Source organism: Streptoverticillium olivoreticuli subsp. olivoreticuli, from assembly GCF_003391135.1.
GTDB lineage: Bacteria > Actinomycetota > Actinomycetes > Streptomycetales > Streptomycetaceae > Streptomyces > Streptomyces blastmyceticus.
The window spans coordinates 7976285-7991260 of the sequence record NZ_CP031455.1; the positions used below are offsets into that span (position 1 = coordinate 7976285).

Here is a 14976-nt window from a genome sequence, read left to right on the forward strand (position 1 = left end):
CAATTTCCTCATGTGCCACAGCCGGGCTCCGGCCGGGAATCGACCAGGAAAACGAAGATCCGAATAGCGACTATGGCCGATATATCCGCAGACTCGAAGAGGCAGAACAACAAGGTGTGGAACTTGCGGTTAGTGTCGAAGATTTCAGTAAAGTAGCACAGGCTGCAATTGAGAATGATGGAAGTAGGTCAAAATAGCCCTAGTTAAATACCCCGCGAATGTGCGCTTCCACGGCAAACGCGTATCGCGGGGAACTCGTGTCCGGATCAGGCAGCCACATCGGGCCCCCGACTTCCTTCACCTGGTAGACGGTCACCCCGTCCCGGACACCGGGAAGTGCGCCGAGCAGTGCACGGGTGAGCGCGGCGAGGTCGTGCGCTGCGGCTTCGCTCTCTGCCCAGCAATGAATGTCGAGCCGTGGGCGGTCCGATACGGGGGTCTGCTGTGTGCCCCCGATGCGCTGCACCCGGACAAACGCCGGAGGGCGCGGGTTGGGGACGCGGGAGACCACAGGGACGGACCTGCCAGCGCTCTTGAGTGCGCCCCGGAGATAGCCCGCCACCACCGCCACCGCGTCCGGCATGACGACCACGGGACGGGCCATTAGCCACCGTCCATGCCGCGCAGCAGGTCACGCCGGGACCCTGCGAGCCCACCGGATTTCGGGAAGTTGAGGTTGCCGATCACGGCGGCTCGCCACCGCCTACGGCCCAACGCCGAGTCGGTCCGGAACTTCCCCTCGGCCCCCGCCGCAGACGCAGCGATACGGCCCGCGATGCGCTCGACCTCCCGCCCCGTCTCCGGGGTCTTCATCATGGAATTAATGCCCGCCTTGTTGGGTTTGAACTTCCGTACCTGCACTACCCGTTCACCTCCTTTAACCGGGCCTCGGTGTGGTGGTGTCGGCCCCCGACGACGTACCGCGCGGGCTCGCCGTCGACCTCCAGCACCCGCCCGGCGACGTCCACCCGGTCCCCGGGCATCAGGTCGATGTCGACTCCGCGGCGGGTGATCAGGCGGAGCCCTGTCGTCACCGCAGGGCGGTCTCCGCTGTCCTCGGTGGACCCGTCCGGCTGGACGGACACCCGGCGGGCCGTCGTCCTGGTCGCGCTCGACCAATCACGGTCCGACGTGGTGTTGCCGTATCGGTCGGTGACGTACGGGGCCCGCAGGATCACGACCGTCTGTGTGTACTGGAACGTCACCCGAGCCCCACCACCGCAGCGCGCGGCCGGTACCGGGCCAGTTGGTCCCGCTCGACCGGTGCGAGAGACGCCCCGATGGTCTCCGCGGCGTAGGTGACGTTGACCGAGCCGACCGACTCTTGCCGAAGATCACTCGGGTTGGTCAGCACCCGGCCGGCGAGCGTGAGCACGATTGCCCGCACGTCCGGCGGAACCGTCGCGTACCCGTGGGTGTAGGTCACGGTCACCGGGTCCATCACGCCGAGCGGCACCCGGAGCCGGTCACGCTGCAACCTCCACTCGTCGGCCCGCAGCGCACGCCCCCCGGCACGTACCAACTCGACGGAGAGCACGGGGAGTTGCGGCAGCCGGACCACGCCCGAGCGGACGAACAGGCTCGCCGTGGTCGTCCCCCTGGTGAAGCGTTGTCGAGCTTCGCTGCGGACGATCGCCGACGCGGTGTCGAGCACCAGCGTGGCGGACGGGGGAAGCTCGGCGGGCTCGCGCTGCATCCACGCGGCAAGCTCGTCCACAGTGGCCAATGCCGGAAGCGCCACGGCCACCCCCTCTATTCGATTTCCTGTGCGCCGCACTCAAGGCACCGCACCACATTCCGGACCGCCCCGTCCGGGTCGAGAACCGGGAAGCTCTCGATACGGGACGGGGCAGTACAGGAATCCGTGTGCGGCACCGTCGGGGCGGACGCTGCCCGCTTACGCGGTGGCAATTCCTTACCCCTTTCGCCTACTTGGCGAGGACACCATTAAGGCGCGCGGCAGCCTTACCGCCGAACACGGCGAGCCCGCAATAGAATTCCACGCGCGTCCGGTAAGCAGGCTTAACCTCAAGCTGCCCGAGGTCATCAACCATGACACCTCCATTCGTGAGGCCCGTGACGGCCTGGTCTCCCTCAGCCTCGCCAAAACGGACGGCATAAATGGAACTCGTGTCGGTTGCCTTGCCGTGCGTCTCTGTCTGCGGAAGAATCTCAGCACCGCCACCTGTGGCATTCGGGTCCAGCAGCGGGATTCCGTTATAGGTGCCCACAATCTTGCCGGTAAGAGTTTCCTGCACCATTTCGTGTCCGCCGAGACGACGTGCAGCGGACTTAATCTTGGCGATGACCGCGGCATTGGCGTACAGTGCGCCGTTGGTGCTGTTCAGGCCCGGTACGCGGCCAATGAGAGCGTCCAGAAGGTCAAAGAAGTCGTGCCGATCCTTGTCGCTCTCACCGACAATCGGAGCACCGTTTTCACCGGCCGAAATTACCTGTGCCCCGGTGAGTCGCTTACGGAGCCCGTCGAAACTCTTCGGGTTCGCGGAAACGTCGCCATTAAAGAAGGTGTCCGCAAACTTGAAACTCGCGGCTTTGACCTTCATACGCGTCTGGACTGCGCGCTGATCATTGAGATTTCCGCGCGTCTGGACGATGAAACGGTCCACGTCCGCGTCGCCACCGAGAATTACCAGGGATTCGGACTTCTGATTCACTGTGCCCGTGGACTCGCTGTATGCCTCATTGATGCCACGAAACTCGACACCCGGAAGGGTTGCTTCCTCGTTGTAGGCGTATGCGTTGCCTGAAATGCTGAGCAGCGGGATACGATCCAGAATGCTCGACTCCTGAACGAACGTCTCAATGACCCCGCGCTGTAGGTCGGTCGTGCTGAGCTTCGCAGCCTCGGGCAGAGTAAGCGCCATTTAGTGTGTCCCCTTGATTTTGGGCATGGAAAAGGGACGACACTCAGTCGAGTGCGTCCCCGGAAAAGGGTGGTGGAACGATTCTGCTAGCTGGTGCCGAACGCGCGCCGCAGACGGTCAAGCGGGGTAGCGGGCTCGGGCTCGGCGGATTCACGTGGACCCGCGCCCACGTCGCCCCACGGGGCGGACCCTGCGGTCTCGGCCGCCAGATAGGGCTTGTCCTTGACGAGCTGGTCCACGGCCGCCGCAACCGCTGCGGTGTCGACGTCGCCCCCGTCGCCGGCCAGAGCGGTCACGTCCAGCAGGGCAAGCGCGTCGGCGGGGTCCCGGAGCCGCCCAGCGGCAGCCGCTCGTACCTCTGCACGGACGAGCTGCGCCGTGAACTCCTGCCGGATCTCGGTCCGGAGCGCGTCAAGGTCTGCGCCGTCGACTACAGCAGGCTCGGCGGGCGTCTCGGCAGCGCGGGGCTCGCGCTCCGGCTCGGCCTGGTCGGCGCGCTTCGGCTCGTCCTGGTGCTCGTCGCCGGTACCCGTACCGGGCTCGTCCTGGTGCTCCTCCTCGACGGTGCCCGGACTGTTCTGCGGGTCGTCTGCCATCAGTTCCCCCTACGTGATGTAGCCGTGCTTTTTGAGCATGGCTATCTGATGCTCGCGGTCATCTCCCGCGAGTTTGAAAATGGTCTCGGGCATTAGACGGCTTTCCTTCGCCCGCTCGAATCGCTGCCCCGGGTTCTTCTGGAACCCCGAGTCCAGCGCTTTGCCGCCGATACCACGTCTGGTCGTGCCCTCGGTCGTGACCGTCATCGCCCCTCGACCCGTGGCAGCCGTAGCCACCCCACGGCGGGCGTTGACGAGCTGCCCGAGATCGGCGCCCGCTTCGAACGCCTTGACCCCTGCCGCGCCGAGTGCTTTCCGCTGTTGCTCGGGCGTCATCTCGCGAACCATGTCCTCCGGGGTCTTGGTCGCCTTCCACTGCGTATCGCTCATGGGCTGCATGCCGCAGTCACAGCGCGGGTGCCGCTGGAAGCCTTTGGAACGGCTGTACTGCCGACCGGCGAGGATGAGGCACCGGGCGCACGCGGGCAGCCGCACCACCCGCACGTACGAGACGCACGACGGTTCCGCGGCCATGGCGACCGATGTAGCCGCACGCGCGGTGTCGGCAATCTGTGTGCTGACCATGGTGGACATCTGTGTCAGCCCCCGCAGCGCCGCCACCTCCGCGCTCTCGCCGACCGCGAGACTCTGCGCCGTGGTGATCGCGGGCAATTGCAGCAGCGAGGCAAGCGGACGGGCATCCGAGGCGAGCCCGACGAACGCGGACGCGTCCACCATGCCAAGCGGGCCGGCTGCCGCACCCTGCGCGAGCATGGACGCCGAAACGAATACCTGCGCGCCCTCGGCCGCCGAGAGCTGCCCCGCCATCACAGCGCGGAGAATCTGGCTTCCAGCCTCTCCCTGCATGCCGGACAGGATCCGGTCAGCCGGCACGTCCCGCCAAAGCCCCTGCACAGCCTCGACAACGCCCCGCGAAATCGACTGCACCTGTGTGTACCGGTCGGCCGCCAGTGTCTCCGTACGGCCCATCTACGCCGCTTCCGGCGGCTCATCGGCAGTCGCGTCAGGCTCGCCCTGGTCGGGGTCGGGCTTGGGGCCGAACAGCTCGGCGACGTTCCCGCCGAGGATCGCCCCCGCCGCATCCGTGCGCATCTTCTTCCACCGCTCGATCTCATCCGGCGTGACACCCGGGATGCGCTCCCACAGAGCCTCGTCGGGAACGCCGACAGCCTTCAGCTTGACGAGCGCGTCCGAATACTGCGCATCGCTGCGGAACTGCGGGTCACGCCAGACCACCGAGCCGAGCGCGAGCGATTCCGCCCGGCTCGCCTCGCCGGCTGCCAGAGCCTCCAGCCGCATAACCTCGCGCAGCGCCGCCCCGAAGTGACGTTGCCGCTCAACCACCTTGGCCACTAGACCCGCCTCGGACGCCACCAGCGTCTCAGCCGACACATTGACCAACTTGCCGTTTAGGTAGGTTCCGGGGGTGCGGGTCTGTGCGGCGATGTGCTCGACCGCCTGATTGATCACGTCGAGATATCCCGCGGGGTCAGCCGCGGAGAACTCCGCAATGGACGCGCCCTCGCGCTCCAGCCACAGCAGACGGTCCGAGCGGAAGCGGTCTAGCGGTAGATCCTCCTCGCCGACCACTTCGCCTGTCTCGTCCACGATCTCGCGGACCGGGCGATCCATGCCGAGCACGACGCGGGCAGGCAACGCACGCTGATCGCTCGCGGTCATCAGGTGCGCCCACAAGGTGTTCACGGCGTTCTGTAGAGGCACGACCGTCCGCAGCTCGGACCGGGGCGCAGCACTCAGCCGAGACCGGTTCGGCAACTCGACCAGCGGCACCGCACCGAGAGGGTTCGGCAGGTGCGACGGCTCGCCACGGGAGAGCCCCGCCGTGCGGTCCGTCCATTGCCCGCCCCCACGGGCCGGACGCTGCCACCGGTAGACCGTGGTCGGCGTGAACAAGGTCGCAAACTCCGTATCCCAATCGCGCCACACCTTCAGCCCCGCAGCGCGGAGCCGTCGACGACCCGGGACGTACTCGACTACAGCAGTGGACGCGTGCTCAAACGTGATCTCGGTGTTCACGCCGTCCGGCTTCCACACCAGCGCGTACGAGCGTCCCGTAATGAGCGATTCCAGCAGCGCTAGACCAACCTCAACGTCACATTCGGAGCGCCGCCATGCCCGGCTGGCTGCCTGGTCAAGCGTCCCGTCCTCCAGCCGGAACCCCAACGGTCGCAACCGCTCGACCGTCGCATCGGGAACGGTCGCACACCAGTTGTCGGAGAAGTCATCGAACAGCCCGCCTGTCTGGCTCGCGAACTCAGGACTCGCGAACAGAAGCGGGTGTTCCCCCTCGTAGTACGCCGACCAACGCTTAGCCTCACGCTTGCGCCGCTGTAGCTTGCGGTACAGCCGCTCTGTCATCTGTAGAGGCGTCTCAGCCATACATCCCCCCTCGGTCTCTATGCGCTCGCGGCGCGGGCTCGTTTCAGCGGTCGACGGACGTACCCGTCCAGCGCCATGACCGTTGCGGCGATACCGTCGATTCGGGCCGAGGATTTCCCCCGGTCGGGCTTCACGGGCCGCATGTTGTCGTTACCATCCCGGTAGACCTCAACGACGCTTGCGTGCCATCGCAGGATCGGGTTACCGCCGTGGTGTATTCGACCCTCGCGCAACAGACGCTCAAGTTCCTTACTGCCGGGGCTCATGCCTAGATACGTCTGCGCGATCGGCACCAGGTCCACGCCGCGTGTCTTGGCTTCCACGCGCTGGACGAGCTGACCCGCGAACATGCGGTCATAGCTGATGCGCTGCACGTCCAGCCGGCGACAGTCCGCGATGATCTGCCGTTCGATCGCGCCGTAGTCGATCGCGTCGCCCTCGGTCAGCGTCAACAATCCCTCATCTACCCACTGCCGCAACGGGACTTGTAGCTGTGCCTCAAGCTCGTCTACGCGCTCCTCGGGGAGCCAAAAGCGAGAGATCAGTTCCAGCTCGACCCCCGGTTTGCGGGACTCAACAGCGAGCACCCACGCAGAAAGGTCGGATACGGCTGACAGGTCGACCCCGCCCCACGCTCGCCGGTACCGGAAACGCTGCTCATCCACAGCCCCCGCGTTGTCGTCCCACAGCGGCAACGGCAACCATCGCGAGGACGAGCGCATACGCCTGTTGAGCGACAGCCGACAGAACGTTGGGAAGTAACTCGGCGTCGACCGGGCCTTGTTCGCCTCACGACGCATGTACGCCAGCGAGGGCGACGCGCCGAGCCCCGGGTTCGCCTTGCGCCACGTCTCCTCGGCGTAAGGGTCGTCGCCCTCCTCGGCAGCCCAGATCACGCCGTAATGCCCAGGGTCGTCAACGATCCCGTCGGCGCAGCGGCGCGTGTACGTGTGCTTCTCGTCGTAAATACTGCCCTCGGTGCCCTCATCGGCAGTCGTGATGAAAACAACCAACGGTTGGTCCCGGGCACCCGTACCGGTCTCGATCGCGTCGACCAAGTCACGGCGCTTGTGCACGTGCACCTCATCAACAATTGCCCCGCTCACGTTCAGCCCGTGGGCGGTCTCCGCGATTTTCGACAGCGCACGGAACACACCGCCCGTGCGAGGCACGCGGATAACACCCCGCAGAACCTCTACGCGGCCCCGTACGGCCCGACTGGTCAGCGCCATGCGCTTGGCGTCGTCAAAGACGCGCTCGGCCTGTGGGAGCGAACCAGCGGCCGCGTACACCTCGGCGCCGATCTCGCGGTCGGCGAGCAGCAGCACCAGGCCAATGCCCGACGAAAGCGTTGACTTGCCGTTCTTACGCGGAACTTCGATCCACGCCGAGCGGATGACACGCACGGCTCGGCCTAGCTCGTCGTCGTAGGCGAGCCAACCGAAGATCGGCGCGATCACCCAAACAACCTGCCACGGCGAAAGCGTCAGAGGGGTTGAGCCCCACCGCCCCTTCGTGTGCTTGAACGACTGAACGGCGTCGAGCGCCCGCCGTGCGGACGGAACGTCGAAGTAGGCGCCCGGAGTGTCTCGGGCTTGCGCAGCGACCACCAGGGGTCGCGAGGTGAGCACCGCAGATATCTCCTCGGGGCTCATGCCGAGTTCTAGCAGCGCGTCATACGGGACCGGCAGTTCGTCAGTCAAAGATCCCGTCATCGTTGCCCCCGCTTTCCGGCGGGGTAATCCGCGTGGCCGACGCGGGCGAGAGCCCGAGTTCGCCGACCAGCGACCGGAAGTGAGACCGGTACTGACCCGCGATTGTCACCCACGGGGACTTAACGTTCCCGCGCTCCGTCTCGACCACCAGGCCAGTACGGGACAACTCCCGTTCCGCCTGCCATAGTCGAGCGACTGTCACGCAATACTCAATGGCGGTTTCCCGCTGTGGATCGGTCAGGCCGGCTGACATGACCAGAGCCGGAATGGTCCGGGCCCAAACGTCCGCTGCCTTAGCACGTACGTCCTCGGCGAAGTCGCCCGGCAACAGCTCGGACCAGTCCGGCTCGACCGGGGACAGCGGAGCAAACCGCGCGCCCTCGCTGTTGCGATCAGCGCGGAATGTGCCCTCGCGTACTGCCTGCATATGAGGCTTGGGTTTCTGCCCAGGTACAGCCATGCGACCCCCCTTCTGTTCACTCGGCAACCCAGGTTTCGCCCGCCAACAGCAGGCGCACAGCAGTCCGGCTAACGCCGTAGGCAGCCGCTATCGCGGTCTTTGTCCGCGAGTTGGGTTGCGCGAACTCATCCCGTATAGCCATCGCGTCGGCCATGGTCAGTTTGGTATTCGATCCTCGCCTGACGTTCTCGGCATTGCTAACCGCTTCAAGATGTGCGGGGTTTACGCAGTGCCTAACTCGGCAGAGGTGATCGAGCACAAGGCCGCTTGGTATCTCGCCCCTTATGGACTCATACATGAGTCGATGCACCTTTGAAGAACGACCGTTCCGCTTGGTCATGGCGTAGCCGCCCCCGTCCAGCGCACCAGTCCAGAGAATGCATGGGGCACCATCGACGCCCGAACGGGACTGAATCTCCATGCGTCGTAGGTCTCGGGGATCGAGCAATGCGGCATTACGCATGGTCACCCCCCACCAAAACGGCCTAATGAACCACGCGAGTTTTTAACCTCCCTGCCGATCAGCGTGGGGAGGGGCAGGGGGTACCCCCCTGGTCCGAATCGGACATCACGACCGAACGGGCTTGACCTTCGCGGCAGCCCAACCGCCCGGCTGACGCTTCGCGGTCTCCCGGTTGTGACACTGAGTGCACAACGGCCTGAGTCGATGCGGCGCGTCCGGATCGGCCACGCCCTGGGCGACCAACTCACGCCGGGACAAAGGGAAATGGTCAGCCACCGTCGCCGTGCGCCCGCACAGCAGGCACCACGGGTTCCGGTACAGGTACGCCTTACGGATGCGCTGCCAGCGCGTGGCATAGCCCCGTTCCGAAGTCGTCCCACGCTGTCGCTCGGCCTCGCGCCGGTGAGCCTCACAGCGGCCACCGGTGGTCAGCTCAGGGCACCCGGGGACAGAGCAAGGGGGGCGGGGTCTACGGGGCACGGGGGCACCTCCGAACAACAGGGCGGGGGATCGATTTGTCAGTCACGTATGGGTGACATGGCGCGTACCCGGGAAACGCGTGGGGCAGCCTCAGGGAAAGGCCAAGCAGCATCTTGGAGGCGGCTGCGAGAACAGGGAGGACGGCATGAGTAACGGAGATAAGGCCAACGAGACGGCGACGGACGCCTTCGACTTCAACGTCGATGTGAAACTCGCGGTCAAAGACAACCCCAGCACATCTCAGTTCGTAAACATGACCATCGGCACCGTTCCGCCTGGCGCTACCCAGCTAGATGGTACGTGGCGCGGGGCACCCGTCTTCATCCTGTCTAAAGGGGGGACCTTCACCTGGGACGGCAGGCCGGGGCAGGAAATCGCTGCCCTTATCGACGGCGCATCTGGCGGCCTGGTCGTCAGCTTGCTGGGCTTCATTGGGGCCCCGGGCAAGCTCCCTGGGAGGGGCAAGTCGGGCATCGGCAATGCGCTCGACCCGGTCACCCACGAATTCCGCGAGGACATCACTTGGAAGATCACCTAACCGCTATGTATCGGCTACCTCACCTTATTGCCAGGGCAGCACGCGAACTGGTGTGCAACCAGACCATTGACTGGCACACCGAAGACCAACCGGCCTAGCTCAGAACTGCGGATCAGCGTCCCCGAACTCCGTACGGGTCTTGAGCCCATGGCAGCCGTGGCACAAGACCTGAACGTTGCTGTCTATGTCCTCGCCACCGAGGGACAGCGGGCGCACATGGTCCACGTCCACCCCGTCCGCGGGGAAGTCGTCCAGGCACCAGTCACAACAGCCGAGCCCCCGCCTGTCGAGCGTACGGCGGAGCCGCGCAGCAGCGTCATACCGCACGGCCCGCCGTCGCCCTCGCGAACGCCGAGCCCGAACCGTGGGCCGACTCTGGTACTGCCGATCATGAACTTCGCAGCGTCCACGGCGAGTTGCCGCCTCGCTGCACTCGATACAGCTCGTCATCTGTCACCGCCTGGTGCTCGTTGTCGTTGCGTGCCCACCCCCGGACTCGAACCGGGGCACTCTGCCGGTTGGTTACGGCGCACCTCTTCCGCTGGGTCAGTGGGCTCGATCCCCCTTCGCGGCTGCGTAGGCCGGTCAGGGGGCACGCGTGGACGGAATCGCGCCGTCTCCTCCCGCCGTTTCGCCGGGCCCCCGCCGGGGTCGGCTACTCGGGCCGGTATGCATGCTGCACACCACACGCGTGAGTCTGTTGGGGCCCGAGCCGGCGGGGCCGGTCCGGGCTGTGTGGGGGCCGTACGGGCTTCCAACCCCGTTCGGCGCACTCCCCGAAGGGAGTGGGTTACTGATGGGCGGTACGGCCCCCGCATGCGTTGCCTCACGACCCCCGCAGGCCACCCCGAGTAACGCGGGGTGCGTGGTGCACGGGCAACGCTGGTTCCGAGAGTCGGGCACTCAGACCGCCAAGGTTCCCCCTCGGGGTGGGTGCGCGGTAATCCCGACTCTCGGAAGTAGTGGGGAGCAACCCTTGCCGTGGTCCGCCGCAGGGCGGGACTGGCCGGTCGTTCTCCCGGGCTTAGTGGGGAGCAACCCTTGCCCGCCCACGCGTCAGGCGAGGGGCGGGGCTCTCTCCCGGGTGTAGCGGGGAGCAAGCCTTGCCCAACGGGCCGATCGGTGATGCGGTGCCGTTTGAGGTAGCAGTCTCCCTTCTTTCTTATTTTTTCTATGTGTTCTAAAAAACCGGTATAACCGTCACTCCAACACCGCTCGGCCCGCTGTAGGGCAGCCTCGGCCCGAGCCCGGAGCCGGCGGGGCCTTCGGGAAGGCCCGTACGCCTGTCTGCGGGCACGGGAGAGTCCCGAGTAATGAGCCGGTCACCCGAGGGCTCTCGGGTCCGCAGCGGGCGTTATGCGGCGGGGGCTAGCGCATCTTGGTGGAGTCGCACGCTGGCGCCCTGTGCGGGGGCGTGCTCGGGGACGTCTTCCTTCGCAACGGCTCCGGCGTTGGTGTCGACCTCTTCAATGCAGGGGTCGAGGTCTCCGGTGATGGTGAACTCGACGCGGCGCAGGTCGAGCGTCCGCCACCCGCCCTTGGTCCCGCGCTTGACCTCCAGGCGGGCCCCTGTGTCCACGAGCATGGTGCGTTTGCCCTCGGTGTCGGCTGCGTTCCAGTCGTCGGCGTACGTGCGCCCGGTGGGTACGGCCTCGCGCCGGGGTTCGCGCTTCTCGCGGGTCTCCAGTTCGGCAAGGCGGGCGTCCAGGGCGTCCCCGTGGCGCTGCCAGGCTGCCTGTGCGGCTTTGGACTTCTGGCGTCCCTTCTGCGTCTGGTGCTCCTCGTACTCCGCCGTGGTGGCGTCGATCTCGGGCTGCGGGTCGTATCCGGGTATCTCGGTGACGCGGGTGATCTGGACGGGTCCGGCAGCGCGCAGGAACTCGGCGGTCACGTAGTCGTCCACCCACGCGGCGCGGACGGTCGCCGGAGCGGGGCAGTGCGTCCCGTACTTGTACGAGCTGCATCCGTAGTTCCCCGACGACTTGTTCAGGTACATGCGGCTGCCGCACCCGTCGCAGTGGATAACGCGTAGCAGCAGCGCGCTGGAGTCCGGGCGGCGCGGTGCCTTCTCCGCGGTGGGCTTCGGCGCGAGCAGCGCGCTCACCTGATCGAACTCCTCGCGGGTGAGGATCGGTGTTTCGGTAGCCATGACAGGGCTGCCCTGGTCGTCGCGCACCGGGTTCCCGGCGTGCATCTTCCAGCCCAGGAGCGCGGGGTTGGTGAGCATGCGGGTGATGGTCTGGGCGCGCCACTGTGCCGGGCGCTTCTTCGGCTCGGCGGTCTCGGTGTCGAGCTTGTTCTTCTTCCGGGCCTGGTACCCCTTCCAGTGCGCGGACGGGGACAGGACACCATCGGCATTGAGTTTCTGCGCAATGGCGTGTGTGGTCAGACCGGCCACCAGTTCGGCAATGATCCGCTCGATGACCTCCACGGCCTTGGGGTCCGGTACCAGCGTCCAGCCGGCCCCGCCGTACTTTGCGGGCATGGGGGCGGGCAGGTAGCCATACGCGGGCTGACCCCCGCCACGCCACCGAAGCGCCATCTTGCGCATGGCTGCCTGCGCCCCGGTGACGCGATCCTTGATGCTCTGGCCTTCGACCTGTGCGGCAAAGGCGAGCATCATCATCATGAGCTCGCTCATGGGGTTCATGGGGTTGCGGAAATCGAACTCCAGCCGACCCCCGCCGATGCCCTCGGCAAAGACCAACATCTTGCGGTGCTCGCGGGCCCACTTCGCGAGCTCGTGCATGTCGGCCATGGACCGGATGGCGCGGTCGAAGCGCCACCAGACCAGGACGTCGAAGTCCTGCGGGCGTGCGAGCCACCCACCGAGCTGCGGACGGTCGAACGGGCCGGTCTTGGACGCGGACACGTCCAGGTCGACCGCTTCCCGCAGCGCCTCGCCCTCGCCGAAATCGATGCCGAGGGCTGCCGCGGCTATGTCGTCGGCCTCGCGCTGCCGCTCGGGGCTGGTCGTCTCATCCGTCCGCACAGACAATCGGATGCACCGGACCCCACGCAGGGTCTCGGCGAACACGGTCCCCGTGGTGGTCCCCACGGGTGCATAGCTCTGTTCCATGCCCTCCGTGGGGATCAGAGCTTGCCGGGACCGCTTGACCTGCGAGGATGCCACCATGAGCCGACCACTCCAGAACTATCACTCTGGAGCATCGGGAAGGGGCGGGGTGGGGAACAAGCCCGCCGCAGGCGCGGGGTCCGGGGCGGAGCCCCGGTGGGTGGTCAGCGCTCCGGATAGCGCCTCGGGGTCCAGACGATCTCCGTGCCGTCCGCGCCGCGGCGGACCGCTCGCGTCTGTGTCGACCCCACGAGCAGGATCGTGCGCATGTCCACCTCCGCCGGATCCAGGTCGCCCAGCCGCACGACGCGCACGCTCTCCGACGGCCCGCCCACATCGCGGCCCAGTACCACCGGCGTGTCCGGTGTCCGGTGCTCCAGCAGCAGTTCGCGTGCCTTGCCGACCTGCCACTGGCGGCTGCGGGAGCCGGGGTTGTAGAGGGCCAGGACCAGGTCCGCCTCCGCCGCCGAGCGCAGCCGCTCCGCGATGACCTCCCACGGCTTCAGCCGGTCGGACAGCGAGATCACCGCGTAGTCGTGGCCGAGCGGCGCGCCCGCCCGGGAGGCCGCGGCGTGGGCGGCGGTCATGCCGGGCAGCACCCGCACCGGCACCTCGCGGTAGGGGTCCTCCGAGGCGACCTCCAGCACGGCCGTCGCCATCGCGAAGACGCCCGGGTCGCCGGAGGAGACGACCGCGACCCGGCGCCCCTGCCGGGCGAGGTCGAGGGCGAACTCGGCGCGCTCGGACTCCACCTTGTTGTCGGAGGGGTGGCGGCGCTGACCGGGCCGCACGGGCACCCGGTCGATGTAGGTGCTGTAACCGACCAGGTCCTGCGCGGCCGCCAGCTCGCCGCGCGCCTCCGGCGTCAGCCACAGCGGGCCCGCCGGGCCGAGCCCGACCACCACGACCTCGCCCCGGCCACCGGCCGCCGGGGCCGCGTCGACGCGGCTCGGCAGCACCGCCACCGAGAAGTACGGCACCGACTCCGGGTCCACGTCCGCCAGCGGCTCCGTGCGCTGCCCGGCCATCGTGGCGCGCTCCACATAGCGCGCGTCCGCGAGCCGGCCCGAGCGCTCCAACGCGCCCCGCACCGCGGGGAACGTCCGGCCGAGCTTCATCACCACGGCCGAGTCGGTCGACGCCAGACGGGCCGTCAGCTCCTCCTCGGGCAGCGTGCCCGGCAGGATCGTCAGCACCTCCTCGCCCTCCACCAGCGGGGTGCCCAGCGCGGCGGCGGCCGCGCTGACCGAGGTGACCCCGGGGATCACCTCGGTGGGATAGCGGTCGGCCAGCCGCTTGTGCATGTGCATGTACGAGCTGTAGAAGAGCGGGTCGCCCTCGGCGAGCACCGCGACGCTGCGCCCGGCGTCCAGGTGCGCCGCGAGCCGGGCCGCGGCCTCCTCGTAGAACTCCTCCATCGCGCCCCGGTAACCCCCGGGGTGGTCGGTGGTCTCCACGGTGACGGGGTAGACCAGCCGCTCCTCGATGTGGTCGGGGCGCAGATGGCGTTCGGCGATGGAACGCGCGATGGAACGGCCGTGCCGGGCGCTGTGGTAGGCGACGACATCGGCCGCCGCGATGACCTCGACGGCGCGCACGGTCATCAGGGACGGGTCGCCGGGGCCGAGCCCGACCCCGTACAGCCGGCCCGTGGTCTGCTGCTCGTTCACTCTTCCTCGCTCGCTATCGCGTTGATCGCGGCCGCGGCCATGGCGCTGCCGCCCCGCCTGCCCCGCACCACCAGGTAGTCCAGCCCCAACGGGCTCTCCGCCAGCGCGTCCTTGGACTCGGCGGCGCCGATGAAGCCCACCGGGATGCCGATGACGGCGGCCGGGCGCGGAGCGCCGTCCCGCACCATCTCCAGCAGCCGGAACAGCGCCGTCGGCGCGTTGCCCACCGCGACCACGGCCCCGTCGAGCCTCTCCCGCCACAGCTCCAGCGCGGCGGCGCTGCGCGTGGTGCCCATGGCACGGGCCAGCTCCGGCACGGCCGGGTCGGCGAGGGTGCAGAGCACCTCGTTGTCGGCGGGCAGCCGCTTGCGGGTGACGCCGCTCGCGACCATGTTCGCGTCGCACAGGATCGGAGCGCCGGCGCGCAGCGCCTCCCGGGCGCGGGCCACGACCCGCGGGCTGTAGGCGATGTCCCGTACGAGATCGACCATCCCGCAGGCGTGGATCATGCGCACCGCGACCTGGCTGACGTCCGGCGGCAGCGCGCCGAGGTCGGCCTCGGCGCGGATGGTGGCAAAGGACTGGCGGTAGATGGACGCGCCGTCCTTTTCGTACTCGAACACTCTGCCTCGCTTGCTGGTTTGGCTCTGTGGATCCGTGGTGTGCGGCACG

At 67.5% G+C, this 14976-nt stretch carries 15 protein-coding genes; 1 reads left to right on the forward strand and 14 read right to left on the reverse strand.

Annotated features, from left to right (window positions below; genetic code table 11):
• Positions 1-603: 603 nt before the first annotated feature.
• The 10 genes from DXZ73_RS34610 to DXZ73_RS40705 all read right to left on the reverse strand — a co-directional run bounded on the left by DXZ73_RS34610 (position 604) and on the right by DXZ73_RS40705 (position 8540).
• Positions 604-816, reverse strand: a complete 213-nt coding sequence (locus DXZ73_RS34610) for a hypothetical protein (protein ID WP_162890448.1) — start codon at positions 814-816, stop codon at positions 604-606.
• Positions 817-860: 44 nt separating this feature from the next.
• Positions 861-1205, reverse strand: a complete 345-nt coding sequence (locus DXZ73_RS34615) for a hypothetical protein (protein WP_116214886.1) — start codon at positions 1203-1205, stop codon at positions 861-863.
• The gene (locus DXZ73_RS34620) at positions 1202-1741 is read right to left on the reverse strand and encodes a hypothetical protein (protein ID WP_162890449.1); all 540 of its coding nucleotides are present in this window, start codon (positions 1739-1741) and stop codon (positions 1202-1204) included. Before DXZ73_RS34620 ends, DXZ73_RS34615 begins: the two co-directional genes overlap by 4 nt.
• Before the next feature lie 187 nt (positions 1742-1928).
• Positions 1929-2885: a major capsid protein gene (locus DXZ73_RS34625; RefSeq protein WP_116214888.1), complete on the reverse strand. Its 957-nt coding sequence runs from the start codon at positions 2883-2885 to the stop codon at positions 1929-1931.
• An 86-nt stretch (positions 2886-2971) separates the two neighbouring features.
• On the reverse strand, positions 2972-3481 hold the full coding sequence (locus DXZ73_RS34630; RefSeq protein WP_116214889.1) for a hypothetical protein: 510 nt from the start codon (positions 3479-3481) through the stop codon (positions 2972-2974).
• A gap of 9 nt (positions 3482-3490) precedes the next feature.
• A complete protein-coding gene (locus DXZ73_RS34635; RefSeq protein ID WP_116214890.1) occupies positions 3491-4471 on the reverse strand; it encodes a hypothetical protein in 981 nt (326 codons plus the stop codon).
• Entirely contained in the window at positions 4472-5902 is a 1431-nt protein-coding gene (locus DXZ73_RS34640; protein WP_116214891.1) for a phage portal protein, read from the reverse strand.
• Positions 5903-5919: 17 nt separating this feature from the next.
• A complete protein-coding gene (locus DXZ73_RS34645) occupies positions 5920-7605 on the reverse strand; it encodes a terminase large subunit (RefSeq protein WP_240351623.1) in 1686 nt (561 codons plus the stop codon).
• Complete coding sequence (locus DXZ73_RS34650; protein WP_116214892.1) at positions 7598-8077, reverse strand: P27 family phage terminase small subunit; 480 nt, start codon at positions 8075-8077, stop codon at positions 7598-7600. Before DXZ73_RS34650 ends, DXZ73_RS34645 begins: the two co-directional genes overlap by 8 nt.
• 16 nt (positions 8078-8093) lie before the next feature.
• A complete protein-coding gene (locus tag DXZ73_RS40705; RefSeq protein WP_116214893.1) occupies positions 8094-8540 on the reverse strand; it encodes an HNH endonuclease signature motif containing protein in 447 nt (148 codons plus the stop codon).
• Positions 8541-9165: 625 nt separating this feature from the next.
• Here DXZ73_RS40705 and DXZ73_RS34665 point away from each other — a divergent pair.
• On the forward strand, positions 9166-9558 hold the full coding sequence (locus DXZ73_RS34665; protein WP_116211893.1) for a hypothetical protein: 393 nt from the start codon (positions 9166-9168) through the stop codon (positions 9556-9558).
• A 99-nt stretch (positions 9559-9657) separates the two neighbouring features.
• Here DXZ73_RS34665 and DXZ73_RS39785 read toward each other — a convergent pair whose 3' ends face one another.
• From DXZ73_RS39785 to DXZ73_RS34685, 4 genes are all read right to left on the reverse strand, one after another.
• The gene (locus DXZ73_RS39785; protein ID WP_240351385.1) at positions 9658-9885 is read right to left on the reverse strand and encodes an HNH endonuclease; all 228 of its coding nucleotides are present in this window, start codon (positions 9883-9885) and stop codon (positions 9658-9660) included.
• Between the two features lie 1027 nt (positions 9886-10912).
• Positions 10913-12637, reverse strand: coding sequence for a recombinase family protein (locus DXZ73_RS34675; RefSeq protein ID WP_162890532.1), 1725 nt, complete (start codon positions 12635-12637; stop codon positions 10913-10915).
• 161 nt (positions 12638-12798) lie between these two features.
• Positions 12799-14304: a precorrin-2 C(20)-methyltransferase gene (locus DXZ73_RS34680; RefSeq protein ID WP_116214895.1), complete on the reverse strand. Its 1506-nt coding sequence runs from the start codon at positions 14302-14304 to the stop codon at positions 12799-12801.
• Entirely contained in the window at positions 14301-14927 is a 627-nt protein-coding gene (locus tag DXZ73_RS34685) for a precorrin-8X methylmutase (RefSeq protein WP_205519400.1), read from the reverse strand. Before DXZ73_RS34685 ends, DXZ73_RS34680 begins: the two co-directional genes overlap by 4 nt.
• Positions 14928-14976: the final 49 nt, after the last annotated feature.